General features: G+C 68.5%; 23 protein-coding genes, 4 tRNA genes and 1 pseudogene. 6 read left to right on the forward strand and 22 right to left on the reverse strand.

Annotated elements, in window-relative coordinates; genetic code table 11:
- Nucleotides 1-84: 84 nt before the first annotated feature.
- The 10 genes from rpoB to ACFVYL_RS12100 form a co-directional block, all read right to left on the reverse strand.
- The gene (rpoB, locus tag ACFVYL_RS12055; RefSeq protein ID WP_389714797.1) at nucleotides 85-3,570 is read right to left on the reverse strand and encodes a DNA-directed RNA polymerase subunit beta; all 3,486 of its coding nucleotides are present in this window, start codon (nucleotides 3,568-3,570) and stop codon (nucleotides 85-87) included.
- Between the two features lie 575 nt (nucleotides 3,571-4,145).
- Nucleotides 4,146-4,526 carry a 50S ribosomal protein L7/L12 gene (gene rplL / locus ACFVYL_RS12060; protein ID WP_389714798.1) on the reverse strand — a complete coding sequence of 127 codons (381 nt, stop codon included), beginning with the start codon at nucleotides 4,524-4,526 and terminating at the stop codon, nucleotides 4,146-4,148.
- A 113-nt stretch (nucleotides 4,527-4,639) separates the two neighbouring features.
- Complete coding sequence (gene rplJ / locus ACFVYL_RS12065) at nucleotides 4,640-5,170, reverse strand: 50S ribosomal protein L10 (RefSeq protein WP_389714800.1); 531 nt, start codon at nucleotides 5,168-5,170, stop codon at nucleotides 4,640-4,642.
- A 282-nt stretch (nucleotides 5,171-5,452) separates the two neighbouring features.
- On the reverse strand, nucleotides 5,453-6,295 hold the full coding sequence (locus ACFVYL_RS12070; RefSeq protein ID WP_389715085.1) for a DUF1396 domain-containing protein: 843 nt from the start codon (nucleotides 6,293-6,295) through the stop codon (nucleotides 5,453-5,455).
- A 136-nt stretch (nucleotides 6,296-6,431) separates the two neighbouring features.
- Nucleotides 6,432-7,337: a hypothetical protein gene (locus tag ACFVYL_RS12075; protein ID WP_389714802.1), complete on the reverse strand. Its 906-nt coding sequence runs from the start codon at nucleotides 7,335-7,337 to the stop codon at nucleotides 6,432-6,434.
- Between the two features lie 156 nt (nucleotides 7,338-7,493).
- A complete protein-coding gene (gene rplA / locus ACFVYL_RS12080; protein WP_389714804.1) occupies nucleotides 7,494-8,216 on the reverse strand; it encodes a 50S ribosomal protein L1 in 723 nt (240 codons plus the stop codon).
- Nucleotides 8,217-8,302: 86 nt separating this feature from the next.
- Complete coding sequence (rplK, locus tag ACFVYL_RS12085) at nucleotides 8,303-8,737, reverse strand: 50S ribosomal protein L11 (RefSeq protein WP_355803871.1); 435 nt, start codon at nucleotides 8,735-8,737, stop codon at nucleotides 8,303-8,305.
- A gap of 175 nt (nucleotides 8,738-8,912) precedes the next feature.
- Nucleotides 8,913-9,827 carry a transcription termination/antitermination protein NusG gene (nusG, locus tag ACFVYL_RS12090; protein WP_389714805.1) on the reverse strand — a complete coding sequence of 305 codons (915 nt, stop codon included), beginning with the start codon at nucleotides 9,825-9,827 and terminating at the stop codon, nucleotides 8,913-8,915.
- 76 nt (nucleotides 9,828-9,903) lie between these two features.
- Nucleotides 9,904-10,191, reverse strand: a complete 288-nt coding sequence (secE, locus tag ACFVYL_RS12095) for a preprotein translocase subunit SecE (RefSeq protein ID WP_389714807.1) — start codon at nucleotides 10,189-10,191, stop codon at nucleotides 9,904-9,906.
- 107 nt (nucleotides 10,192-10,298) lie between these two features.
- Nucleotides 10,299-10,371, reverse strand: a tRNA-Trp gene (locus ACFVYL_RS12100).
- A gap of 181 nt (nucleotides 10,372-10,552) precedes the next feature.
- Here ACFVYL_RS12100 and ACFVYL_RS12105 point away from each other — a divergent pair.
- Both ACFVYL_RS12105 and ACFVYL_RS12110 read left to right on the forward strand, forming a co-directional pair.
- Nucleotides 10,553-11,779 carry a pyridoxal phosphate-dependent aminotransferase gene (locus tag ACFVYL_RS12105; RefSeq protein WP_389714809.1) on the forward strand — a complete coding sequence of 409 codons (1,227 nt, stop codon included), beginning with the start codon at nucleotides 10,553-10,555 and terminating at the stop codon, nucleotides 11,777-11,779.
- 143 nt (nucleotides 11,780-11,922) lie between these two features.
- Nucleotides 11,923-12,942: an adenosine deaminase gene (locus tag ACFVYL_RS12110; protein WP_389714811.1), complete on the forward strand. Its 1,020-nt coding sequence runs from the start codon at nucleotides 11,923-11,925 to the stop codon at nucleotides 12,940-12,942.
- On the opposite strand, the gene ACFVYL_RS12115 is transcribed toward ACFVYL_RS12110, so the two are convergent.
- On the reverse strand, nucleotides 12,935-13,531 hold the full coding sequence (locus ACFVYL_RS12115) for a TetR/AcrR family transcriptional regulator (protein ID WP_389714813.1): 597 nt from the start codon (nucleotides 13,529-13,531) through the stop codon (nucleotides 12,935-12,937). The genes ACFVYL_RS12110 and ACFVYL_RS12115 overlap by 8 nt on opposite strands.
- 87 nt (nucleotides 13,532-13,618) lie before the next feature.
- On the opposite strand from ACFVYL_RS12115, the gene ACFVYL_RS12120 reads away from it, so the two are divergent.
- Nucleotides 13,619-14,257, forward strand: coding sequence for an NAD(P)-dependent oxidoreductase (locus tag ACFVYL_RS12120; protein WP_389714814.1), 639 nt, complete (start codon nucleotides 13,619-13,621; stop codon nucleotides 14,255-14,257).
- Nucleotides 14,258-14,281: 24 nt separating this feature from the next.
- Here ACFVYL_RS12120 and ACFVYL_RS12125 read toward each other — a convergent pair.
- The 8 genes and pseudogenes from ACFVYL_RS12125 to ACFVYL_RS12160 form a co-directional block, all read right to left on the reverse strand.
- Nucleotides 14,282-15,355, reverse strand: a pseudogene (locus tag ACFVYL_RS12125) (UDP-N-acetylmuramate dehydrogenase); the annotation flags it as partial.
- Nucleotides 15,356-15,397: 42 nt separating this feature from the next.
- A complete protein-coding gene (locus ACFVYL_RS12130) occupies nucleotides 15,398-16,834 on the reverse strand; it encodes an MFS transporter (protein ID WP_389714815.1) in 1,437 nt (478 codons plus the stop codon).
- Between the two features lie 115 nt (nucleotides 16,835-16,949).
- The gene (locus ACFVYL_RS12135; protein ID WP_389714817.1) at nucleotides 16,950-17,507 is read right to left on the reverse strand and encodes a TetR/AcrR family transcriptional regulator; all 558 of its coding nucleotides are present in this window, start codon (nucleotides 17,505-17,507) and stop codon (nucleotides 16,950-16,952) included.
- Between the two features lie 128 nt (nucleotides 17,508-17,635).
- Complete coding sequence (locus ACFVYL_RS12140) at nucleotides 17,636-18,064, reverse strand: MaoC family dehydratase (RefSeq protein ID WP_389714819.1); 429 nt, start codon at nucleotides 18,062-18,064, stop codon at nucleotides 17,636-17,638.
- A gap of 4 nt (nucleotides 18,065-18,068) precedes the next feature.
- Nucleotides 18,069-18,533, reverse strand: a complete 465-nt coding sequence (locus ACFVYL_RS12145) for a MaoC family dehydratase N-terminal domain-containing protein (RefSeq protein ID WP_389714820.1) — start codon at nucleotides 18,531-18,533, stop codon at nucleotides 18,069-18,071.
- 99 nt (nucleotides 18,534-18,632) lie between these two features.
- On the reverse strand, nucleotides 18,633-18,797 hold the full coding sequence (gene rpmG / locus ACFVYL_RS12150) for a 50S ribosomal protein L33 (protein ID WP_004571794.1): 165 nt from the start codon (nucleotides 18,795-18,797) through the stop codon (nucleotides 18,633-18,635).
- 85 nt (nucleotides 18,798-18,882) lie between these two features.
- Nucleotides 18,883-18,958 (reverse strand) — tRNA-Met (locus ACFVYL_RS12155).
- A 47-nt stretch (nucleotides 18,959-19,005) separates the two neighbouring features.
- Nucleotides 19,006-19,078, reverse strand: a tRNA-Thr gene (locus ACFVYL_RS12160).
- Between the two features lie 242 nt (nucleotides 19,079-19,320).
- Between ACFVYL_RS12160 and ACFVYL_RS12165 the strand changes: the two genes are divergently transcribed.
- Together ACFVYL_RS12165 and ACFVYL_RS12170 are read left to right on the forward strand one after the other, a co-directional pair.
- Nucleotides 19,321-20,616: an amidohydrolase family protein gene (locus ACFVYL_RS12165; RefSeq protein WP_389714821.1), complete on the forward strand. Its 1,296-nt coding sequence runs from the start codon at nucleotides 19,321-19,323 to the stop codon at nucleotides 20,614-20,616.
- Nucleotides 20,617-20,772: 156 nt separating this feature from the next.
- Nucleotides 20,773-21,429: an SDR family oxidoreductase gene (locus ACFVYL_RS12170; RefSeq protein ID WP_389714822.1), complete on the forward strand. Its 657-nt coding sequence runs from the start codon at nucleotides 20,773-20,775 to the stop codon at nucleotides 21,427-21,429.
- A gap of 51 nt (nucleotides 21,430-21,480) precedes the next feature.
- On the opposite strand, the gene ACFVYL_RS12175 is transcribed toward ACFVYL_RS12170, so the two are convergent.
- Together ACFVYL_RS12175 and ACFVYL_RS12180 are read right to left on the reverse strand one after the other, a co-directional pair.
- Nucleotides 21,481-21,693, reverse strand: coding sequence for a hypothetical protein (locus ACFVYL_RS12175; RefSeq protein ID WP_389714824.1), 213 nt, complete (start codon nucleotides 21,691-21,693; stop codon nucleotides 21,481-21,483).
- Between the two features lie 115 nt (nucleotides 21,694-21,808).
- Nucleotides 21,809-21,890: transfer RNA gene (locus ACFVYL_RS12180), tRNA-Tyr, on the reverse strand.
- A gap of 193 nt (nucleotides 21,891-22,083) precedes the next feature.
- On the opposite strand from ACFVYL_RS12180, the gene ACFVYL_RS12185 reads away from it, so the two are divergent.
- Nucleotides 22,084-22,572 carry a YajQ family cyclic di-GMP-binding protein gene (locus ACFVYL_RS12185; protein ID WP_055564526.1) on the forward strand — a complete coding sequence of 163 codons (489 nt, stop codon included), beginning with the start codon at nucleotides 22,084-22,086 and terminating at the stop codon, nucleotides 22,570-22,572.
- Nucleotides 22,573-22,666: 94 nt separating this feature from the next.
- Here the strand turns inward: ACFVYL_RS12185 and ACFVYL_RS12190 are convergent, their stop codons facing one another.
- Nucleotides 22,667-22,933: a GlsB/YeaQ/YmgE family stress response membrane protein gene (locus ACFVYL_RS12190; protein ID WP_389714826.1), complete on the reverse strand. Its 267-nt coding sequence runs from the start codon at nucleotides 22,931-22,933 to the stop codon at nucleotides 22,667-22,669.
- Between the last annotated feature and the right edge of the window lie 130 nt (nucleotides 22,934-23,063).

Genomic DNA, 23,063 nt, shown 5'->3' on the forward strand with positions numbered 1-23,063 from the left:
CCCTCTTTCGGGGTCGAGTCTCAATCATGGTCTGAACGGGTCCGGGGAGAGCCGGCCGGACACGAGGTCCGGCCGGCCAACCCGTCAGACCTCTTCGACGCTGCTCGGCTCGCGCCGGGACAGGTCGATACCGAGCTCCTCCGCCGCGCGGAAGACGTCCTCGTCGGTGTCACGCATCTCGATGGACATGCCGTCCGAGGACAGCACCTCCACGTTGAGGCAGAGCGACTGCATTTCCTTGATGAGCACCTTGAAGGACTCAGGGATGCCGGGCTCGGGGATGTTCTCGCCCTTGACGATGGCCTCGTAGACCTTCACGCGGCCGGTCACGTCGTCGGACTTGATCGTCAGCAGCTCCTGGAGGGCGTACGCGGCGCCGTATGCCTCCAGCGCCCACACCTCCATCTCACCGAAGCGCTGACCACCGAACTGAGCCTTACCGCCCAGCGGCTGCTGGGTGATCATCGAGTACGGGCCGGTCGAGCGGGCGTGCAGCTTGTCGTCGACCAGGTGGTGCAGCTTCAGGATGTACATGTAGCCGACCGAGATCGGCTCCGGGAAGGGCTCACCCGAGCGGCCGTCGAACAGCGGCGCCTTACCGGTCGGGAGCACCATGCGCTCGCCGTCGCGGTTCGGGATCGTGTGCTCGAGCAGACCGGCCAGCTCGTCCTCGCGCGCACCGTCGAAGACGGGGGTCGCGACGTTCGTGCCGGGGTCGACCTGGTCGGCACCGATGGCCTGCAGGCGCTGCGCCCACTCGTCCGCGAGGCCTGAGACGTCCCAGCCGCGGCTGGCGAGCCAGCCGAGGTGGATCTCCAGGACCTGTCCCGGGTTCATTCGGGACGGCACACCCAGCGGGTTCAGGATGATGTCGACCGGAGTTCCGTCCTCGAGGAACGGCATGTCCTCGATCGGAAGGATCTTCGAGATAACACCCTTGTTGCCGTGGCGGCCCGCGAGCTTGTCGCCGTCCGTGATCTTGCGCTTCTGCGCCACGTAGACACGAACCAGCTGGTTCACGCCCGGCGGCAGCTCGTCGCCCTCTTCACGGTCGAAGACGCGGACGCCGATGACCTTGCCGATCTCGCCGTGCGGCACCTTCAGCGAGGTGTCGCGCACCTCGCGCGCCTTCTCACCGAAGATCGCGCGGAGCAGGCGCTCCTCCGGCGTCAGCTCGGTCTCACCCTTGGGCGTGACCTTGCCGACGAGGATGTCGCCGGCGACGACCTCGGCACCGATACGGATGATGCCGCGCTCGTCGAGGTCCGCGAGGACCTCTTCGGAGACGTTCGGGATGTCCCGGGTGATCTCCTCCGGGCCCAGCTTGGTGTCACGGGCGTCGACCTCGTGCTCCTCGATGTGGATCGAGGAGAGGACGTCGTCCTGCACGAGGCGCTGCGACAGGATGATCGCGTCCTCGTAGTTGTGACCCTCCCAGGGCATGAACGCCACGAGCAGGTTCTTGCCGAGGGCCATCTCGCCCTCTTCGGTCGCGGGACCGTCGGCCAGGACCTGGCCCTCGATCACGCGGGCGCCCTCGTCGACGACAACCTTCTGGTTGACCGAGGTGCCCTGGTTCGACCGGGAGAACTTGGCGATGCGGTACGTGGTGTACGTGCCGTCGTCGTTCGTGACCGTGACGTAGTCCGCGGAGACCTCCTGGACCACACCCGCCTTCTCGGCCTTGATCACGTCACCGGCGTCGACCGCACAGCGGTACTCCATGCCGGTGCCGACGAGGGGAGCCTCGGCGGTGATCAGCGGCACGGCCTGACGCATCATGTTCGCGCCCATGAGGGCACGGTTGGCGTCGTCGTGCTCGAGGAAGGGGATCATCGCGGTCGCGACCGACACCATCTGGCGCGGCGAGACGTCCATGTAGTCGACGTCCGTGCCGGGCACGTAGTCGATCTCTCCGCCACGACGGCGGATCAGGACGCGGGCCTCGGCGAAGTGGAGGTCGTCCGTCAGCGGCGCGTTGGCCTGCGCGATGACGAAGCGGTCCTCCTCGTCGGCCGTCAGGTAGTCGACGTCGTCGGTGACCTGGCCCTCGACGACCTTGCGGTACGGCGTCTCGACGAAGCCGAACGCGTTGACGCGGCCGTACGAGGCGAGCGAACCGATCAGACCGATGTTCGGGCCTTCGGGCGTCTCAATGGGGCACATGCGGCCGTAGTGAGACGGGTGCACGTCACGGACCTCGAAGCCGGCCCGCTCACGGGAGAGACCACCCGGACCAAGCGCCGACAGACGGCGCTTGTGGGTGAGACCCGACAGCGGGTTGTTCTGGTCCATGAACTGCGACAGCTGGCTGGTGCCGAAGAACTCCTTGATGGAGGCGACGACCGGCCGGATGTTGATCAGGGTCTGCGGCGTGATCGCCTCGACGTCCTGAGTCGTCATGCGCTCGCGGACGACGCGCTCCATACGAGCCAGACCCGTGCGGACCTGGTTCTGGATGAGCTCGCCGACGTTGCGCAGACGACGGTTGCCGAAGTGGTCGATGTCGTCGGTCTCGACGACGATCGACGTACCGCTGTCACCAACGGTCTCGGTCTCACCGGCGTGCAGCTTCACCAGGTACTTGATCGAGGCGATGATGTCCTCGACCGTGAGGATGCCCGCGTCGAGCGGAGCGTCCGCACCCAGCTTCTTGTTGACCTTGTAGCGGCCGACCTTCGCGAGGTCGTAGCGCTTGGGGTTGAAGTAGAGGTTCTCAAGCAGCGTCTGAGCGGCCTCACGCGTCGGCGGCTCGCCCGGACGGAGCTTGCGGTAGATGTCGAGCAGCGCGTCGTCCTGGCCCTGGGTGTGGTCCTTCTCCAGGGTGGCGCGCATGGACTCGTACTCGCCGAACTCCTCGAGGATCTGCTCGGTCGTCCAACCGAGAGCCTTGAGCAGAACGGTGACCGACTGCTTGCGCTTGCGGTCGATGCGCACACCGACCATGTCGCGCTTGTCGATCTCCATCTCCAGCCAGGCACCCCGGGACGGGATGATCTTGGCGGAGAAGATGTCCTTGTCGGACGTCTTGTCGATCGAGGAATCGAAGTAGACACCCGGCGAACGGACCAGCTGCGACACGACGACACGCTCGGTGCCGTTGATGACGAAGGTGCCCTTGTTGGTCATGAGCGGGAAATCGCCCATGAAGACCGTCTGAGACTTGATCTCACCGGTCTCGTTGTTGGTGAACTCGGCCGTGACGAAGAGCGGGGCGGCGAACGTGAAGTCGCGCTCCTTGCACTCGTCGATCGAGTTCTTCGGAGGCTCGAAACGGTGGTCGCGGAACGTCAGGGACATCGACCCGGAGAAGTCCTCGATCGGGGAGATCTCCTCGAAGATCTCCTCCAGACCTGACTTGGTGGGGACGTCCTGTCCGCTGTCCAGAGCCGCCTCGACACGAGCCTTCCACGCGTCATTGCCGAGCAGCCAGTCAAAGCTCTCGGTCTGCAGCGCAAGAAGGTTCGGAACCTCGAGGGGCTCCTTGATCTTTGCAAAGGAGATGCGCAGCGGGGCGGTGCTGGCGCCGTTGTTCGTATTCGCGGTCGAGGCAGTGCGCGAGGCGGCCAAGAGGGGGTCCTTCCGAGGGCTCGGACTCACTACGCGCGTACCGGTCCCAGGCTGGACACGGAGACAGACATCCCAGGTCAGGGAAGATTCGATCCACAGTGCTCAAGCATGGGCATGCCCCTGGTGACGGGCAGGAGGCAGCTAACAGGCAGCGCAAAGGGTCAGTGTAGCCACTAGGCCCACTGATGTCCAGTGCGGGTTTTTGAAGACCCTCGTTGTTCTCAACCCCTGCTGCAAGCCACGCCCTCGATGCACATCGATACTGCCCTCTTCGCCGCCGATCCATGCCTCGGATCCGGATCGTTGTGACGACGCGTCCTGAGAATTGCGCGCTGCGTGCGGTTCGTCAAGGCCCCCCATGCCCCGACATCGCCTGAGATCGTCACCGTCACGGGCCGTCCCGAGGCACAACGAAGATCACCATACTCGCCGGGACCGACATCGCAAGGCAGCCTTCGCGGGCGTGCCCGGGAACGCCAAAAGGCGACCACCCACATGGGTGATCGCCCTTGGCGACCCGCGCGTTACAGCGTCTGCGCCATACGTGCGGTGAAAGAGTCAGACGACTCGCAAGGTCACTTGACCTCGACGGAGGCGCCGGCGCCCTTGAGGGACTCGGCAGCCTTCTCGGCGGCCTCCTTGGTGACCTTCTCGAGGACCGGCTTCGGGGTGCCGTCGACGAGGTCCTTGGCCTCCTTGAGACCCAGCGAGGTCAGCTCACGCACGACCTTGATGACCTGGATCTTCTTCTCGCCGGCGCCGGTGAGGATGACGTCGAACTCGTCCTGCTCCTCGGCGACCTCGGCGGCGGCGGCCGGGCCGGCCGGGGCGGCGGCGACCGCGGCGGCGGCGGTGACGTCGAACTTCTCCTCGAAGGCCTTCACGAACTCGGAGAGCTCGATGAGGGTGAGCTCCTCGAACTGAGCGAGCAGGTCTTCCTGGCTGAGCTTCGCCATGATGGGCGATCCTTCCACTAATTCGGCTGGTGCCGGGTGTATATGAAGGCGGGCGTACGTTGGGCCCGCTGCGACCGTCGCCCTAGCGGGCGGCGATCAATGCGCGAGCCGAATTACTCGGCACCGCCCTGCTCGGCCTTCTTGGCGCGAAGCGCTTCCGCGGTGCGGACGAACTTCGACGGCAGAGCCTGGAAGAGCTGCGCAGTCTGCGTCTGCTTGCCCTTCAGCGCACCGGCCAGCTTGGCGAGCAGAACCTCGCGGGACTCGAGGTCCGCGAGCTTCTTGAACTCGTCGGCGGACAGCGCCTTGCCGTCAAGGACACCGCCCTTGATGACGAGGTTCGGGTTCTCCTTGGCGAAGTCACGAAGACCCTTCGCCGACTCCACCGGGTCACCGGTGACGAAGGCAACCGCCGTCGGACCCGTGAACAGGTCGTCCAGCGTGTTGATCCCGGCCTCGTTGGCCGCGATCTTGGTCAGCGTGTTCTTCACCACGGCGTACTCGGAGTTTTCACCGAGGGAACGGCGCAGCTGCTTGAGCTGGGCCACGGTGAGACCCCGGTACTCGGTCAGCACGGCGGCGTTCGAGCTGCGGAACTTGTCCGTGAGCTCGGCTACCGCGGCAGCCTTGTCGGGCGTCGGCATAGAGCGTCGGCCTCCTTCCGGGTGATGAGGACCGCTCAGAAGGGGCCGACAAAACGAAACGCCCCGGCGCAGGCGCACGGGGCGTGAGCTCGACCGAACCGAATTCGGTCCAGGAGCACATCCACAGTCACCTGCGCGGGTCGTCCGCCGTTTCAGCGGATCCTTCGGCCACTGCACCCTCTTGCGAGAACACAGCAACGACCAGCGGTCTTTGGCTTCTGTGGAAGAGTACGCGAACGGGGCCGCGTCGGGCAAATCCGGTCGAGCCTCAACGGCAGGCTCTCAGCCCTGGAGGCCCTTCATCTCCTTGGCGAGGTCCATGACCAGGTTCTTCGGCGGAGCCTCGACGTTCACCGGCTTGTTGTAGTCGAGGAAGGTGATGGTCATGTCGAGCGGGCCCTTGTCGCCCTTGCCGCGGGCGCGGAACTGCTTGGTGTGGTCCTCGCCGTCGACCCACAGGTCCATCGTGAGCTTCTCGACGCCCATGTCCTCGTACTGCTTGATGCTCTTCTCGCGGCGCTTCTTGGTGGCCGCGTCCTCGTCCTTGCCGAGCTCGCGCATCCGGTCCAGCGTGACCGTGCCCGTGTAGCGGGTGGTCTTGACTCCGCCGACGGATTCGTCGCCGACCTTCTTGAGGTCCTTGGAGCCGGTCAGCAGCGTGGACTGGTCGGCCGGGTTGTTCTCCGCCTGCGAGGAGACCGAGCCGCCGGCGGCCTTGCCGCCCCCCTTGCCCATGGCCGAGGCGTCGAACTTGATCCAGCTCTTGCCGTCCATCTCCTTGGCGGCCTCCTTGCCACCGCCGAGGTAGACGGCGCCGCCGACGAAGCGCAGCTCCATCTTCTCCGGGCCCTGGTCGGGCGCGGACATCTTCATGCGCATGGCGAGCGGCTTGGTGCTCATCGCCGCGTCGGCCTGGACCCGGCCGTCCTCCGGGACGGTGCCCTTCATCCGGAAGGTGAACGAGGTGAGGTCCTCGGTCTTGTCCGCGGCCTTCTTCACGGCGGCCGCGGGCGAGATGTCCTCCCCCGCCTCGTCGCCCTTCTCCGAGCCGCAGCCCACCGCCCCACCGGCGAGCAGCGCGGCCGCCAGCACGGCGCCCGCGGCTCTCTTGCGTCCCGTACGCACGGAAATACTCATGACCCCACCCCTAAGGAACATTTGATCCATTTATTGCGGTGGGCTGAGATTACCCGAAGGTACGCCGCGCTTTCCTGCGGGTTGTCTGCCGGTGAGGCCCTGCGGTGGGCCCTGCGGCCGTGCCCTACATCGCCGACTGCTTGTTCAGCAGGTCCTTGAAGCTCATGGTGTCCGAGGCCGGGGGCTTCGCCACGGAGAGCGGGGTGCCGTAGTCGCTGTAGTAGGCCGTCTGCTGGAAGGGGCCGTTCTTGGTGTCGGCCTTCTCGATCTTCTTGACCAGCAGGTCGTCGCCGTCGACCCAGATGTCGATCGTCTCGGTGTCCATGCCGACCTGGTCGAACTGCTTCTTCAGCTCGGACATCTGGTCCTTGTCCAGGTCCGCGCTCTTGGCGGTGAAGTCGGCGACGTCGACCTTGCCGGAGTAGTGGGTCGCCTTGGTCCCGCGGACGTTCTCCTCGCCGACGCGCTTCACGTCGCCGGAGGCAAGCAGCATCTTCACCGACTGGTTGGGGGTGGTGTTCTGCATCTGGTCCTGGAAGGCCTCGCCTGCGGCGCCGCTCATCTCGGCCAGGGTGTCGTAGTCGTACTCGAGCCAGTGCTTGCCCCCGCCCGCCTGCGCCGCGAACTTGTCACCCATGTTCGCGTAGAAGCCGTTCTTCAGGTAGCGGTAGTCGAGCTTCGGCTGGCCGAGCTGCCGCATCTGCTGGGCCTGTGTACCGCCGGTGAACGTCACCGTCACGTTGCCGGTGATGCCGTCCGACCAGCCCATGACGCCCTTCATGTCCATGGCCGTGACCGTGCCCATGGTCGTCGAGCCGTCGATCCGGGCGGTGTCCGCCTTGTCGGTGGACTTCTCGACGGTGCGCAGGGCGGCTATCGGGCTGAGGTTGATGCCGCCCTTCTTGCCGTCTCCCCCGCCCGCCTTGTCGGAGGAGCCGCCCGTATCGCCCGAGCCGCAGGCCGCGAGACCCGTCAGTGCGGCGACCACCGCGATCGAGAGTCCGGCACGGCGCATCGTCCTGCTGTTCATGTATCCCACCCCTTGGCCTTCGTGGAGCCTGCACGCTAGCGCAGACCTATGACACACCTGTCCGACAGGTCCGTACACAAACAGGACGGGCCCCGCACCTCGAAAGGTTGCGGGGCCCGTCCACAGAACGCGTGCGCGACGCGGCTGCCGTCAGTTTCAGACGGCGGCCGGGTCCTCCTCGGTGAGGAGGTTGCGGGTGCGGTTCGAGTCCAGCGGAATGCCGGGGCCCATCGTGGTGGTGACGGCGGCCTTCTTGATGTAGCGACCCTTGGCGGCCGACGGCTTCAGACGGAGGATCTCCTCCAGGGCCGCGGCGTAGTTCTCCACCAGCTTGGTGTCGTCGAAGGACACCTTGCCGATGATGAAGTGCAGGTTCGAGTGCTTGTCGACGCGGAACTCGATCTTGCCGCCCTTGATGTCGTTGACAGCCTTCACGACATCGGGGGTCACGGTGCCGGTCTTCGGGTTCGGCATCAGACCACGCGGACCGAGCACGCGGCCGAGGCGGCCGACCTTGCCCATGAGGTCCGGGGTGGCGACGACGGCGTCGAAGTCCAGGCGGCCCTTGGCGACCTCGTCGATGAGCTCGTCGGCGCCGACGATGTCGGCCCCAGCGGCTTCCGCGGCCGCAGCACGGTCACCGGTCGCGAAGACCAGGACCCGGGCGGTCTTGCCGGTGCCGTGCGGGAGGTTCACGGTGCCGCGGACCATCTGGTCGGCCTTGCGCGGGTCGACACCCAGACGCATGGCGACCTCGACGGTGCCGTCGAACTTGGTCGAGGAGGTCTCCTTGGCGAGACGGACGGCCTCGAGCGGGGCGTAGAGCTTGTCCCGGTCGATCTTGGCGTCCGCAGCGCGGAGAGTCTTGCTGCGCTTCACTTCTGCTCCTGTGTGTTCAGGGGATGGAGTTGTGGTGCGGACCAGCGCTTGGCCCTACCACTGAGAAAGGTCAGACGGGGGGAGGCTCAGCCCTCGACCGTGATGCCCATGGAACGGGCGGTGCCGGCGATGATCTTCGACGCGGCGTCCAGGTCGTTGGCGTTGAGGTCTTCCATCTTGGTCGTGGCGATCTCGCGGACCTGCGCCTCGGTGATCTTGGCGACCTTGGTCTTGTGCGGCTCGCCAGAGCCCTTCTCGACACCAGCGGCCTTGAGGATCATCTTGGCGGCCGGCGGCGTCTTGGTGATGAAGGTGAAGGAGCGGTCTTCGTAGACCGTGATCTCCACCGGGATCACCCAGCCACGCTGCGACTCGGTCGCGGCGTTGTAGGCCTTGCAGAACTCCATGATGTTGACGCCGTGCTGGCCCAGCGCGGGGCCGACCGGCGGGGCCGGGTTGGCTGCGCCGGCCTGGATCTGGAGCTTGATGAGCCCCGTGACCTTCTTCTTCTTGGGAGGCATTGCTCTCTCCGGGTCCTAGTGAGAGTTTCCAGCCACCATCCAGTCATCCGGATGGAGGCATACCGCACAACGATAACGGGTATAGTCGTGCGGCTAAAAACCGAGCAGGTCAGACCGGCTTTTGCAGCCTGTCTGACCTGTTCGGAAGCATGTGTTCCAGAGGGCGCCGCGGGGGCTAGTTCTTCTGGATCTGGTCGAAGCTGAGCTCGACCGGGGTCTCGCGGCCGAAGATCTCGACGAGGCCCTTGACCTTCTTCGAGTCGGCGTTGATCTCGTTGATCGTCGCCTGCAGCGTCGCGAACGGGCCGTCGGTGACGGTGACCGAGTCGCCCACCTCGAAGTCCAGGACCTGGACCTCGACCTTGCGGGCCGGAGCCGGCTTGCCCTCGGCCTCGGCGGCCTCGCGGGCGGCCTTCTCCTCGGCCTCCGGAGCGAGCATCTTGACGATCTCGTCCAGGGTCAGCGGGTACGGGTCGTAGGCGTTGCCCACGAAGCCGGTGACGCCGGGGGTGTTGCGGACGACGCCCCAGGACTCGTTCGTCAGGTCCATGCGCACCAGCACGTAGCCGGGGAGCTTGTTCTGACGGATCGTCTTGCGCTCGCCGTTCTTGATCTGGGCGACCTCTTCCTGCGGCACCTCGGCCTGGAAGATGAAGTCCTCGACGTTCAGCGAGACGGCGCGCTGCTCGAGGTTGGTCTTCACGCGGTTCTCGTAACCGGCGTACGTGTGGATGACGTACCACTCGCCGGGGAGGGTGCGGAGCTCTTCGCGCAGGGCGACGATCGGGTCGACCGGCGCGGACTCCTCGTCCTCGGTCTCCTCCGTGGCGTCCTCCGCGTCAGCGGCGGGCTCCTCGGCGGGCTCCTCGTCGGCGGACTCAGCGACGGCGGCCTCGTCCTCGGCGGACTCGGCGACGGCCTCGGCATCGCCTTCCAGGTGGATGGCGGCCTCTTCGGCGGGCTCGCCCGCGACAGCGTCGGCAGCCTCGGCCTGATCCGGCGCCTCGGCGTCCGCCGCCTCGACGATGTCGAGCTCGTCCTCAACGGACTCGACCGACTCGATGGCGTCGTTCAGGTTCGGGTCAGACACGGTGGCTGCTTCTTCCTGGATACATGGGTGGAACACGCGAATAGGGGCGCCGGGTACGGCGCCCTTCGCTCTCGGCTCAGCCGAAGATGTACTTGACAGCGTGGCTGAAGCCATAGTCAATCACGGTCACGAGGCCGATCATGATGATGACGAAGACGATCACCACGGAGGTGTAGGTCGTGAGCTGACTGCGAGTCGGCCAGACGACCTTGCGGAGTTCCGCGACAATCTGGCGGTAGAAGAGCGCGAGACGGCCGAAGGGGCCCTTCTTGCCGCGCTTGCCGCCCTTGCGGGCCTTCTTCTTGGACTCCGGCGCCTCGTCCTGGGCATCAGGCATGTCGATGGAGCCCACGGCGTCCGTCACTCGTCCTCACCTGATTCCGGGTCGTGGCCGTGCCGCGCCCGGTTGAGCCGCACGGCGGTGCAATGCAGTACGTACATGCGCACACATCCTGGCGAAGGAGTGTGTAGCAGGGCCGGAGGGACTTGAACCCCCAACCGCTGGTTTTGGAGACCAGTGCTCTACCAATTGAGCTACGACCCTTTGATTTCCCCCAACCTACCGCATCCGCCCATGTGCACGGAGTGCGTCGAGAGGGTGCGGCCGGTGAGGGCCAACGAGCAGTGAGTGTACGTGCTCCGCGGCCCCCCGTCGAACAGAAAGGGATCCGATGCTCTTGGAAACCCGCGCACCGGGGCTGTTCGAGGTCTGGAACGATGGGGTCATGAGCGCTGCAACTTCTCCGACCGAGCGCCGGGTGTCCGCGCGCATCGGCGCGATCTCCGAGTCCGCGACCCTCGCCGTCGACGCCAAGGCCAAGGCCCTCAAGGCCGCGGGCCGCCCGGTGATCGGCTTCGGCGCGGGCGAGCCCGACTTCCCGACTCCGGACTACATCGTCGAAGCGGCCATCGAGGCCTGCAAGAACCCGAAGTTCCACCGCTACACGCCCGCCGGGGGCCTCCCCGAGCTCAAGGCCGCGATCGCCGCGAAGACCCTGCGCGACTCGGGGTACGAGGTCGACGCGTCGCAGATCCTGGTGACCAACGGCGGCAAGCAGGCCATCTACGAAGCGTTCGCCGCGATCCTCGACCCGGGCGACGAGGTCATCGTCCCGGCCCCCTACTGGACGACGTACCCCGAGTCGATCCGTCTGGCCGGCGGTGTCCCGGTCGAGGTGGTCGCCGACGAGACCACCGGTTACCGCGTCTCCGTCGAGCAGCTCGAGGCCGCGCGCACAGAGCGTACGAAGGTCGTGCTCTTCGTGTCGCCGTCGAACCCGACGGGTGCCGTCTACAGCGAGGCCGACGCCGAGGCGATCGGCCGCTGGGCCGTCGACAACGGCCTGTGGGTCATGACCGACGAGATCTACGAACACCTCGTCTACGGAGACGCGAAGTTCACCTCGCTCCCCGCGATCCTGCCCGAGCTGCGCGACAAGTGCATCGTGGTCAACGGCGTCGCCAAGACGTACGCGATGACCGGTTGGCGGGTGGGCTGGGTCATCGGCCCGAAGGACGTGGTGAAGGCGGCGACGAACCTGCAGTCGCACGCCACGTCCAACGTCTCCAACGTCGCGCAGGCCGCCGCGCTCGCCGCCGTCTCCGGCGACCTGGTCGCCGTCGAGCGGATGCGCGAGGCCTTCGACCGGCGCCGCAAGACCATCGTGCGGATGCTCAACGACATCGAGGGCGTCGTCTGCCCCGAGCCCGAGGGCGCCTTCTACGTGTACCCCTCGGTGAAGGGCCTCATCGGCAAGGAGATCCGCGGCAAGCGCCCGCAGGACTCCGTCGAGCTGGCCGCGCTGATCCTGGAGGAGGCCGAGGTCGCCGTCGTTCCGGGTGAGGCCTTCGGGACGCCGGGTTACCTGCGCCTTTCGTACGCACTCGGCGACGAGGACCTCGTCGAGGGCGTCTCGCGCGTCCAGAAGCTGCTCGCCGAGGCCCGCGCCTGAGCCTGCCGGCCGAGAACAGCGCGCCACGCGCGCGTGCGGGCCGTCTCCCCTCCTGGGGAGGCGGCCCGTTTCTTCGTTCGGAGGATTCCACGAAGGGGGAAAGCGGCTACCCGGGCACCAGGTGCGTACGGCAAGATCCTGGAATGGAGCACGCGCGAAACGTAAGAGAGCTGCCGAAGGCTCACCTGCACTTGCACTTCACCGGGTCGATGCGGCCCGCCACTCTGCTCGAACTCGCCGACAAGTACGGGGTGCGGCTCCCGGAGGCGCTGACCGGTGCCGAGCCGCCGAAGCTGCGCGCCACGGACGAGCGCGGATGGTTCCGCTTCCAGCGGCTCTACGACGCCGCGCGCTCCTGTCTGCGCGAGCCCGAGGACATTCAGCGCCTGGTGCGCGAGGCCGCGGAGGAGGATCTGCGGGACGGGTCGGGGTGGCTGGAGATCCAGGTCGACCCCACCTCGTACGCGCCGCGCCTCGGTGGTCTGATCCCGGCCCTCGAAGTCATCCTGGACGCCGTCGAGAGCGCCTCGCGCGAGACCGGCCTCGGCATGCGCGTCCTGGTCGCGGCGAACCGCATGAAGCACCCGCTGGACGCCCGCACGCTGGCGCGGCTCGCGGTGCGGTACGCGGACCGGGGCATCGTCGGCTTCGGGCTCTCCAACGACGAGCGGCGCGGCATGGCCCGGGACTTCGACCGGGCCTTCGCCATCGCGCGCGACGGCGGTCTCCTCGCGGCGCCGCACGGGGGCGAGCTGACCGGGCCCGCGTCGGTGCGGGACTGCCTGGACGACCTGGAGGCGGCGCGCATCGGGCACGGGGTGCGGGCGGCCGAGGACGCGCGGCTCCTGAAGCGGCTCGCGGACCGGGGCGTGACGTGCGAGGTGTGCCCGGCGTCCAACGTGGCCCTCGGCGTCTACGAGAAGCCCGCGGACGTCCCCCTGCGCACCCTGTTCGAGGCCGGGGTGCCGATAGCTCTCGGCGCCGACGACCCGCTGCTCTTCGGGTCGCGGCTCGCCGCCCAGTACGAGATCGCGCGCAGGCACCACGACTTCACCGACGCCGAACTGGCCGAGCTGGCACGGCAGTCGATCCGCGGTTCGGCCGCGCCCGTGGACGTCCAGGACAAGCTGCTGGCCGGCGTGGACGAGTGGCTGGTCAGCTGATGCCCTTCAGAAGGGTGCGGGCGAGGGCCGCCGCGAACTCGTCGACGGACTGCGGGGGCTGCTTGCCGACCGTGGCGTCGTAGGCGAAGGCGCGCTGGGCGCAGGCGCCCATGAGGAGCGAGGCGGCCGCGAAGGTGTCGGCGTCGGGTGCGATGCGGCCGGCGTCGCGTTCGGCGCGCAGATAGGCGTCCAGGGCCTCGATGGGCATGTGGGGGCCCGCCCCCATCTCGCGCAGGGAGTCCTCGTGGCGGCGCTTCAGCTTGGTCTCGGCGTACAGGGAGGCCGCGATCGGGAAGCTCTGCGCGTAGAAGCCGCTGGCCGAGCGGGCGATCTCGGTGAGGTTCTCGGCCACGCTGCGCTCCCCCGGCTTCTCCAGGAGCTCGTCCAGGAGGGGGGTCAGCCGGGGCAGCCTCTCCTGGAGGACGCCCACGAACAGCTCCTCCTTGCTGGCGAAGTGCTTGTAGAGCGCCGCTTCGGAGCAGAGCGCCGCCTTGGCGATCTCCTTGGTGGTGGTCCTGGCCAGGCCGCGGGTGACCATGAGCTCGTGGGCCGCATCGAGGATGCGGGCCCGGGTGGGCTTCTGCTGCATGCCGTCCAACCTGATTTGACGAAGGGGTGAGTGCCTCCTCACCCTAGAGGTGAGTGAATACTTACCCACCCTTTGGGAAGGCGCGCGATGAAACTCACGGTGTTCGGTGCGACCGGTGGCATCGGTCAGGAGATCGTCCGGCAGGCGCTCACGGCAGGGCACAAGGTCACGGCGGTGGTGCGCGACCCGGCCCGCCTCACGGTGACCGGCGAGGGACTCGACGTGTTCCGGGCGGACGTACGGGATCCGACGGCGCTGCGCCCCGCGGTCGCGGGCCGGGACGCGGTCCTCTCGGGACTCGGCGTGCGCAACCGCGCGGACGCGGCACGGGGGATCGCCACGGAGCTGACGCGCTCGGTGCTGCGGGCGCTGGACGCGGAGGGCACCCGGCGGCTGCTGGTCGTGAGCGCGGCCCCGGTGGGGCCGGAGCCCGCGGACTCGCCGCTCCTGGACCGCCTGATGCGCCCGGTGATCAGCAAGATCCTCAAGGACGTGTACGCCGACCTGGCGGTCATGGAGGGCGAGCTTGCCGCGAGTGCGACGGACTGGACATCGGTCCGTCCGCCCAAGCTCCTCGACAAGCCCCTCACCGGCAACTACCGCACGGTCGTGGACGGCTTCCCGCGCGCGGGGCGCATGATCGGGCGCGCGGACGTGGCGCACGCGATGCTCGCCATGATCGACGACAGCGCGACCGTGAAGCAGGCCGTGGGGGTGGCCTACTGACCGGCCCGCGGGCCCTCTACAGGTCTACAGGCTGACGCCCACCGTCACCGGCTCGTTGACCAGCCTCACCCCGAAAGCGTCCCGCACTCCGGCGACGACCTCGCGGGCCAGCTCAAGGAGGTCCTCGGTGGTGGCGCCGCCCCGGTTGGTGAGCGCGAGCGTGTGCTTGGTGGAGATGCGGGCCCGGCCCTCTCCGTAGCCCTTGGTGAAGCCCGCCTTGTCGATGAGCCAGGCGGCGGAGGTCTTCACGCGGCCGTCGCCGGCCGGGAAGGCCGGCGGGGCGGCGTCCGGGCCGAGGCGGTCCGCCACGCGCGCGCGGAAGGCGGTGAACTCCGCCTCGGTGAGGATCGGGTTGGTGAAGAAGGACCCGGCCGACCAGCTGTCGTGGTCCTCGGGGTCGAGCACCATGCCCTTGCCCGCGCGGAGCTTCAGCACGGTCTCGCGGGCCACCGCGGCGGGGACGCGTTCCCCGGCCTCGACGCCGAGCGTGCGCGCCGTCTCCGGGTACTTGATCGGGGCGCTCATGCCCTGCGCGTCCTCCAGCTCGAAGCGGACCCGCAGCACCACGAAGCGGTCGGGATCCGCCTTGAAGCGACTGTGGCGGTACGAGAAGTCGCACTCGGCGTTCGACATCGTGACCGTCTCGTGCGTCTTCCGGTCGTACGCGATCACCTCGGTGATCGTCGACGAGACCTCCTGGCCGTACGCCCCCACGTTCTGGATCGGCGTCGCGCCCGCGGAACCGGGGATCCCGGCGAGGCACTCGATGCCCGCGAGGCCCGCCTCGACGGTCCGCGCCACGGCGTCCGTCCAGGTCTCGCCGGCCGCGAGCTCCAGCATCGTGCCGTTGAGCTCGAAGCCCTGGGTGGCGATGCGCAGGGCGGTGCCGTCGAAGCCCTTGTCGCCGATGACGAGGTTCGAACCACCGCCGATGAGCAGCAGCGGAGTCCCGGAGTCGTCGGCCTCGCGGACGGCTGCGACCACCTCGGCGTCGGTCGTCGCGGTGATCAGACGGGTCGCGGGGCCGCCGAGCCGGAAGGTGGTCAGCGGGGCGAGCGGAGCATCGTGGAGTTCCTGCACGTGCTCAAGAGTACGAGAACGGCCCCACCGGTCAGGGCAGGGCCGGTCTCGTACGACCGCTCAGGCGGCGATCAGGTCCTCGTGCGACTTCGGAGAGGCCGCGCCGGAGCCTCCGGTCGCCGCCCGGCGGGCCGGGATGAACAGCGCCGCCACCGCCGCGAGGGCCACCGTCGCCGCACCCACCCACAGCGCGGGCTCCAGGCCGTCCACGAAGTTCCGCGCCGAGTCGTAGCCGCCCTGCGCCGTGAAGATCGACGACATCACCGCGATGCCGAGGGCGCCGCCCACCTCGCGCAGCGCGTTGTTGGCGCCTGAGGCGATGCCCTGCTCCTGCGGGCGGACGCTGGACATGACCAGGTTGGCGGCCGGGGCGAAGTACAGGGCCATCCCGACGCCGCTGATGATCAGGGCGGGCAGCTGGGCGGCGTAGGTGGCGTCGGGCGCGACCACGACGGCGTACCAGGCCAGTCCCAGGGCCTGCAGGAAGAGCCCGGCTGCGACGACCGGACGGCCGCCGACGCGGTCGGAGAGGTAGCCCGCGAGCGGTGAGACGAGCATGGGCATGCCGGTCCAGGGCAGCATCCGCAGCCCCGCCTCGGTGGGCGAGTACCCGAGGACACCCTGCATGTACTGACTGAGGAGGAAGATCGAGCCGAACATGCCGAGGAACATCAGCAGGCTCGCGGCGTTGATGCCGGAAAACGCACGACTACGGAAGAGGCGCATCGGCAGCATCGGTGCGGTGCTGCGGATCCCATGGTGGATGAAGCCGCCGAGCAGGGCGATGCCCGCGATCAGGCTGACGAGGACGGTGGCGCTGGTCCAGCCGTCGAGCGGACCGCGCACCAGGGCGTACACGATGCCGAAGAGACCGCCGCTGGCAAGGAGGGTCCCTGCGATGTCGAGCCGCGCTCCGGGGGCGTAGGACTCGGCGAGGCGGAGACGGGCGAGCGGCAGCAGGGCGAGGCCGAGCGGGACGTTCAGCCAGAAGATCCACTGCCAGGAGACGTGCTCGGTGAGACTGCCGCCGATCAGCGGACCGCTGGCGACCGCGAGTCCGTTGACGGCGCCCCATATGCCGTACGCCATACCGCGCTTGGCCGGGGCCACGGCCGCCGTCAGCAGGGTCAGTGTCAGCGGCATCATGATCGCGGCGCCTACGCCCTGCACCGCGCGGGCGGCGATCAGCGCGTCCAGGCCGGGCGCCAGGGCCGCGGCGGCGGAGGCGCCGGTGAAGACCGTGAGGCCGACGATGAAGAGGCGCCTGCGGCCGAACCGGTCCCCCAGAGCCGCGCCGAACATCAGCAGCACGGCGAAGGTGAGGGTGTAGGCGCTCACCGTCCATTCGAGGTCGTGCAGCGCGCCACCGAGGTCCTCCCGGATGGAGGGCAGGGCGGTGGTGACGACGAGATTGTCGAGTGCCGCCATGAACCCGGCGACGCTGGTGATGACGAGGGCCCAGGCCGCTCCCCGGCGCTGGGCTGTCTGCTGTGACATCGCTTCCCCTGAGGTTAGTTATTGATGACTAACTTTCGTGGGCACAAAAAAACACGCACCCCCCGTGACAAACAGAACCCCTGCGCGCACCCCCGTGACACGCAGGACTCCCGCCTCATTGCTTGGGCTGAGGGGGCTCATAGAAGCCCTCCCACACCCGGTGGTCGGGCTGGAACCCCAACGACACCAGGACGTTGATCAGCATCCCGTACGCCAGGAACGCCGTCGTCTCGTCGACCCCGGCCCCCCGCGCGAGATGCACTGTGTCGTACATCTCCATCCAGGCGGCCCGCAGCGTCGCACTGAACTCCGGATCACCGGCCGCCTCCGCGGCGAACGCGGCGACGTACATCTGCATCTGCATGAGCAGCTTGTCGGGGTCGTCCGCGATGAGCGCCTGATAGGCCCGCCCCATGGCGCGCTCGGCCTCTTCCGCCTCCAGCCCTTCGGTCGCGGCCCGGAAGACCTCCGTGGTCTCCTGGCAGCAGCGCTCGGCGGCGGCGAGGAAGATGGCCCTCTTGTCCGGGAAGAGCCGGAAGAGATACGGCTGCGAGACACCCACCCGCTTGGCGATCGCCTCGGTGGAGGTGCCCTTGAAGCCGCCGCGGGCGAACTCGACCATCGCCGCGCGGATGACGCTCTCGCGCCGCTCCTCTGCGCTCATCCTGACCATGTGAGTAAGTTAGTGGCCAATCACTAAGTGGTCAAGAGGGGCCTTGGGGCCTTGGGGTCTTGGGCCTGACTCGCCCATGCGTAAGGGGCACCCTCAATGGAGGGCGCCCCTTACGTGGTACTGACGGTTCAGGCCAGCCGCACGACGGCCCGCGACATGCCGAGGACCTTCTGGTCCCCGCTCTTCGCGAGCAGGTCGACCCGCACGCGGCGGTCGTCCAGCTTGGCCGCGACCTTGGCGCTGACCTCGATCGTGGCGCCCTTGTCGTCGTTCGGGACGACCACGGGCTTGGTGAAGCGCACGCCGTACTCGACGACCGCACCCGGGTCGCCCAGCCAGTCGGTCACGACGCGGATCGCCTCGGCCATGGTGAACATGCCGTGCGCGATGACGTCGGGCAGGCCGACCTCGACCGCGAACTTCTCGTTCCAGTGGATCGGGTTGAAGTCACCGGAAGCGCCCGCGTACCGCACGAGCGTGGCGCGCGTCACCGGGAAGGTCTGCGCCGGCAGCTCGGTGCCGACCTCGACGTCGTCGTAGGAAATCTTCGCCGTCATCGCGTCAGGCCTCCTTCGCCGCGGGCTCCGCCGCACGCGAGACGAGCTTGGTCCAGGCGGTCACGACGTGCTCGCCGGCCTCGTCGTGGACCTCGCCGCGGATGTCCAGGATGTCGTTGCCCGCGAGGGACTTGACCGACTCGATGGTCGAGGTGACCGTGAGCCGGTCGCCCGCGCGCACCGGACGCGTGTAGGCGAACTTCTGGTCGCCGTGCACGACGCGGCTGTAGTCGAGCCCCAACTGCGGGTCCTCGATGACCAGACCCGCAGCCTCAAATGTGATCGCAAACACAAAGGTCGGCGGCGCGATCACATCCGGGTGACCGAGCGCCTTCGCGGCCTCCGTGTCGGTGTACGCGGGATTGGTGTCCCCCACCGCCACGGCGAACTCGCGGATCTTCTCCCGGCCGACCTCATAAGGATCAGTGGGGGGATAGGACCGCCCCACGAAGGACTGGTCGAGCGCCATGGCCCGGAACCTCCTGCGGTTGATTGATCACGACTGATTGATCAAACGACACGAGGCCGCCCCCAACAAACGGGGACGGCCTCGAGTACGAGCCTGTGTTTAGCGCGTTTCGCGGTGCGCAGTGTGCGCGTTGCAGCGCGGGCAGTGCTTCTTCATCTCCAGTCGGTCCGGGTCGTTACGCCGGTTCTTCTTGGTGATGTAGTTCCGCTCCTTGCACTCCACGCAGGCCAGCGTGATCTTCGGGCGGACGTCGGTGGCAGCCACGTGAGTGCTCCTTGACGGACGGATGGACGGATGAACGCATACAAGAGTAGCCGATCGAAGGACCGACCCAACAATCGGCTACCGTTGGTAGCGGTGACCGGACTTGAACCGGTGACACAGCGATTATGAGCCGCTTGCTCTACCGACTGAGCTACACCGCTGCGATGCCGAATCACCTCGCCCGAAGGCGAGGATCACTCAACATCAGAGCCCCAATGCGGAATCGAACCGCAGACCTTCTCCTTACCATGGAGACGCTCTACCGACTGAGCTATTGGGGCGAGCGATGAAGACATTACACGGTTGGTCGCCGATCGCCCAAATCCGTTTCGCCGGGGCCGCCCCAGGGCATCGGAAGGCCCGCCTCAGGGCTCTGTGAACGCCCCACCAGTGCACTCGCACCACACCGGTACGACTATTCCGCTCCTCCTCGAAGCGGGCCTTTCGCCGTCCTAGGCTCGGCACACGCTGCGTGATCTTGACGCCTCGACGACTGCAGCCGCCCCCGAGCCCCAGGAGCGCGATGTCCGACAGCCAGCCGCAGCAACCCCACTCCTCGGGCGCCTCCGGACCCTCCGGTTCCGGCCCCGCCGACGACTCCGGGGCCCTGCTCCTCTGCGGCGCCCGGCTCACCGACGGCCGGACTGTGGACGTCCGTCTCGGCGGCGGGCGCATCGAGGCCGTCGGCACCGCGGGCAGCCTGAGCACGCACGCCGCACGCGTGGACCTCGCCGGCTACCTCCTGCTGCCCGCGGCGGCGGAACCGCACGCGCACAGCGACACGGCGCTGTCGGCGGACATGCCGGGGCCGGTCTCGTACGACGTCCCTGACGTGCAGCGCAGGGCCACGGAGGCAGCGCTGCTGCAGCTCGGCCACGGCGCCACGGCGCTGCGCTCGCACGTGCGGATCGGCGACGTCCAGGGGCTCGGCCCGATGGAGGCGGTGCTGCAGGCGCGGCGCTCGCTCCGGGGTTTGGTGGACCTCACGGCCGTCGCCGTGCCGCGACTGCTCACCGGCGTCGCGGGCGCCGACGGGCTCGCGATGCTGCGGGACGCGGTGAAAATGGGCGCCTCCGTAGTGGGCGGTTGTCCTGATCTCGACCCCGATCCGACGGGGTACACGGAGGCGGTCCTGGAAATCGCCGCGGAGCACGGGTGCCCCGTCGACCTGCACACGGACGGTGACGATCCGGCGAGGCTCGGGCGGCTCGCGGCGATGGCCGGCGGGCTGCGGGCGGGCGTGACGATCGGGCCGTGCGGCGGGCTCGGGCGGCTGCCCGCGGATGTGGCCTCGCGCACCGCCGAGCAGCTCGCGGCGGCCGCCGTAACGGTAGTCTGCCTGCCGCAGGGCGGGTGCGGGAGCGCGGAGCGGCGCGGGGCGGCGCCCGTACGGCTGCTGCGGGCGGCGGGGGTGCGGGTCGCCGCGGGCAGCGGGGCGATGCGGGACGTGTCGAATCCGGTGGGGCGCGGGGATCCGCTGGAGGCCGCGTACCTGCTGGCCTCGCGGTGCGGGCTGCGGCCCGAGGACGCCTACGGCGCGGTGAGCGGGGCGGCGCGGGCGGCCATGGGGCTGCCGGAGGTGCGGGTGGAGGCCGGCTTCCCCGCCGAGCTGCTCGCCGTGCGCGGCGACCGGCTCGCGGGGGCGCTGTCGCTCGCGTACAGCCGGATCGTGGTGCACCGGGGGCGCGTCGTGGCGCGGACCAGCGCGGTGCGCGAGTACTGCGACTCCGCGGCCGCCGTGGCGCTGGATCTGCCGCGGCAGGGACGGTCGACGAACACGGCCCCCGGGCGGGCGAAGGGTGACGAACCGTCGGCCTGAGATTTCCGGCCGTCCGCGCGGAGCTCCCGGACGTGGCCGTGGAGGGTCGCCGGGCGGTCCGTGACGCCCCTCCACGCGTGTGTGCCTCGCGCTGGATCTCCGGGGCGCCGCGCGTGTGTTGAGCACTCTCGTCCGCCCTGTCGTACGGTCGGGAGTATGCGCATTGTCATCGCTGGTGGTCATGGTCAGATCGCGCTGCGGCTGGAGCGTCTGCTCGCCGCGCGCGGCGACGAAGTCGCGGGTCTCATCCGCAATTCCGGACAGGAAGCCGACCTGCGCGAGGCGGGTGCCGAACCGGTCCTGTGCGACTTGGAGTCGGCGTCGGTCGACGAGGTCGCCGGGCATCTGCGCGGCGCCGACGCGGCCGTCTTCGCGGCGGGCGCGGGGCCGGGCAGTGGCGTGGACCGCAAGGGCACCGTGGACCGCGGCGCGGCCGTGCTGTTCGCGGACGCGGCGGAGCGGGCCGGCGTGCGGCGCTACATCGTCGTGTCGTCCATGGGCGCGGACCCGGCCCACCAGGGCGACGAGGTCTTCGACGCCTACCTGCGGGCCAAGGGCGAGGCCGACGCGTACGTACGCTCGCGCGGCGCCCTGGAGTGGACGATCCTGCGCCCCGGGATGCTGACGGACGACGCGGGCTCCGGTCTGGTCCGCCTGGAGGCGTCGACCGGGCGCGGGCCGGTCCCCCGGGACGACGTCGCCGCGGTGCTCGCGGAGCTCGTGGAGACACCGGCGACGGCGGGCCTGACGCTGGAGCTGGTCAGCGGCTCCGTGCCGGTGTCGGTGGCGGTCAAGTCGGTCGCGGGGAATTGAGCCCCGCCGAGGCCCTGGGTGCCGGGGCTCCCGGGCCCCTCTGAGGGCCGCTCAGAACAGCGGGAGCTGGCCGGGGTGGTCCGGGACGACATAGCCGTCCAGAGCGGGCTGTGCGGCGCCCAGCTGGGCCTGGCTTCGGGAACCCGGGCACGAGATCAGGTCAGCGGTACCGCGCGGGCCCGGCGGGTCGTGGCGGGCGAACCGTCCGCCGACGACGGCGATCTCGCGGCGGCACACCGGGCAGTTTCTGCGACGGGACGACATGGGCCCCATTTTGTACACAGAGGGCCCCGGAAAGGCCCCGGAAAGGCTTCCGCGGGCGCATGAAAAGACCCTCCCCGACTTGCGTTTCCGCAAGTCGGGGAGGGTCTCCTTCATGTGGCGGCGCCAGGATTCGAACCTGGGAAGGCTGAGCCGGCAGATTTACAGTCTGCTCCCTTTGGCCGCTCGGGCACACCGCCGGGTTTGCTGCCTGCTCCGCTTTCGCGGGGCTCCGTGGCAACGACGTAAACGATACCTGATGCACAGGGGTGCTTCGCCACCCGATTGATCGGCACCCCGCGCGGGGGCGATGGCTAGGCTTTGCGGATGCGGCCGGCGCCAGAGGGCCGTATCCGCTGAGTACGCATACCCCGATACAAGGAGCCACAGGACATGGCCGACTCCAGTTTCGACATCGTCTCGAAGGTCGAGCGGCAGGAGGTCGACAACGCGCTCAACCAGGCCGCCAAGGAGATCTCGCAGCGCTACGACTTCAAGGGTACGGGCGCCTCGATCGCCTGGTCCGGCGAGAAGATCCTGATGGAGGCGAACGGCGAGGAGCGGGTCAAGGCGATCCTCGACATCTTCCAGTCCAAGTTGATCAAGCGCGGCATCTCGCTGAAGTCGCTGGACGCGGGCGAGCCGCAGCTGTCCGGCAAGGAGTACAAGATCTTCGCCTCGATCGAAGAGGGCATCTCCCAGGAGAACGCGAAGAAGGTCGCCAAGATCATCCGTGATGAGGGCCCCAAGGGCGTCAAGGCGCAGGTCCAGGGCGACGAGCTGCGGGTCAGCTCGAAGAGCCGCGACGACCTGCAGGCCGTGCAGGCCCTGCTCAAGGGGCAGGACTTCGACTTCGCGGTGCAGTTCGTCAACTACCGGTAGTCCAGGTAGTTCGCTGTCGTGCGACGACGGAGGGCGGGCGCCCCGTGCGGGGTGCCCGCCCTTGCTGCTGGCCGCAGACCGGGGGAACGGTTCCTCAGCGCCGTGAGTGGCCGAAGAGGATGCGGTAGGCGACGAGCAGGACGAGCGAGCCGCCGATGGCCGCCGCCCAGGTGGCGCCGTCGTAGAAGTGGTTGGTGATCGGGCGGTCCAGGTAGCGGGCGGAGATCCAGCCGCCGATGAAGGCGCCGGCGATGCCGATGGCGGTCGTGCCGATGAAGCCACCCGGGTCGCGGCCGGGCAGCAGCAGTTTGGCGACGGCTCCGGCCAGCAGACCCAGAACGATCCAGCTGATGATGCCCATGCGGTGACCTGACCTTTCTCGCGCGGTGAGCTCTGTGCGCTGTTGTCCTGGAAGACGTCACCGGGCGGGGTCGCGGTTGCGGTGACCCGTGGGGTGCGGCGTACGACACAGCGCATGGAACCGCAGGCCA

The organism is Streptomyces sp. NPDC058308, assembly GCF_042880275.1.
Classification (GTDB): Bacteria; Actinomycetota; Actinomycetes; order Streptomycetales; family Streptomycetaceae; genus Streptomyces.

Coding starts and splice junctions, on each gene's coding strand:
- ACFVYL_RS12185 (WP_055564526.1), top strand. CDS start 22,084: ATGGCCGACTCCAGTTTCGACATCGTCTCGAAGGTCGAGCGGCAGGAG.
- rplJ (WP_389714800.1), bottom strand. CDS start 5,170: ATGCCGACGCCCGACAAGGCTGCCGCGGTAGCCGAGCTCACGGACAAG.
- ACFVYL_RS12175 (WP_389714824.1), bottom strand. CDS start 21,693: ATGTCGTCCCGTCGCAGAAACTGCCCGGTGTGCCGCCGCGAGATCGCC.
- ACFVYL_RS12135 (WP_389714817.1), bottom strand. CDS start 17,507: ATGGTCAGGATGAGCGCAGAGGAGCGGCGCGAGAGCGTCATCCGCGCG.
- rplL (WP_389714798.1), bottom strand. CDS start 4,526: ATGGCGAAGCTCAGCCAGGAAGACCTGCTCGCTCAGTTCGAGGAGCTC.
- ACFVYL_RS12105 (WP_389714809.1), top strand. CDS start 10,553: ATGAGCGCTGCAACTTCTCCGACCGAGCGCCGGGTGTCCGCGCGCATC.
- ACFVYL_RS12120 (WP_389714814.1), top strand. CDS start 13,619: ATGAAACTCACGGTGTTCGGTGCGACCGGTGGCATCGGTCAGGAGATC.
- ACFVYL_RS12115 (WP_389714813.1), bottom strand. CDS start 13,531: ATGCAGCAGAAGCCCACCCGGGCCCGCATCCTCGATGCGGCCCACGAG.
- ACFVYL_RS12075 (WP_389714802.1), bottom strand. CDS start 7,337: ATGAACAGCAGGACGATGCGCCGTGCCGGACTCTCGATCGCGGTGGTC.
- ACFVYL_RS12170 (WP_389714822.1), top strand. CDS start 20,773: ATGCGCATTGTCATCGCTGGTGGTCATGGTCAGATCGCGCTGCGGCTG.
- ACFVYL_RS12190 (WP_389714826.1), bottom strand. CDS start 22,933: ATGGGCATCATCAGCTGGATCGTTCTGGGTCTGCTGGCCGGAGCCGTC.
- ACFVYL_RS12110 (WP_389714811.1), top strand. CDS start 11,923: ATGGAGCACGCGCGAAACGTAAGAGAGCTGCCGAAGGCTCACCTGCAC.
- ACFVYL_RS12145 (WP_389714820.1), bottom strand. CDS start 18,533: ATGGCGCTCGACCAGTCCTTCGTGGGGCGGTCCTATCCCCCCACTGAT.
- ACFVYL_RS12165 (WP_389714821.1), top strand. CDS start 19,321: ATGTCCGACAGCCAGCCGCAGCAACCCCACTCCTCGGGCGCCTCCGGA.
- ACFVYL_RS12130 (WP_389714815.1), bottom strand. CDS start 16,834: ATGTCACAGCAGACAGCCCAGCGCCGGGGAGCGGCCTGGGCCCTCGTC.
- ACFVYL_RS12140 (WP_389714819.1), bottom strand. CDS start 18,064: ATGACGGCGAAGATTTCCTACGACGACGTCGAGGTCGGCACCGAGCTG.
- rplK (WP_355803871.1), bottom strand. CDS start 8,737: ATGCCTCCCAAGAAGAAGAAGGTCACGGGGCTCATCAAGCTCCAGATC.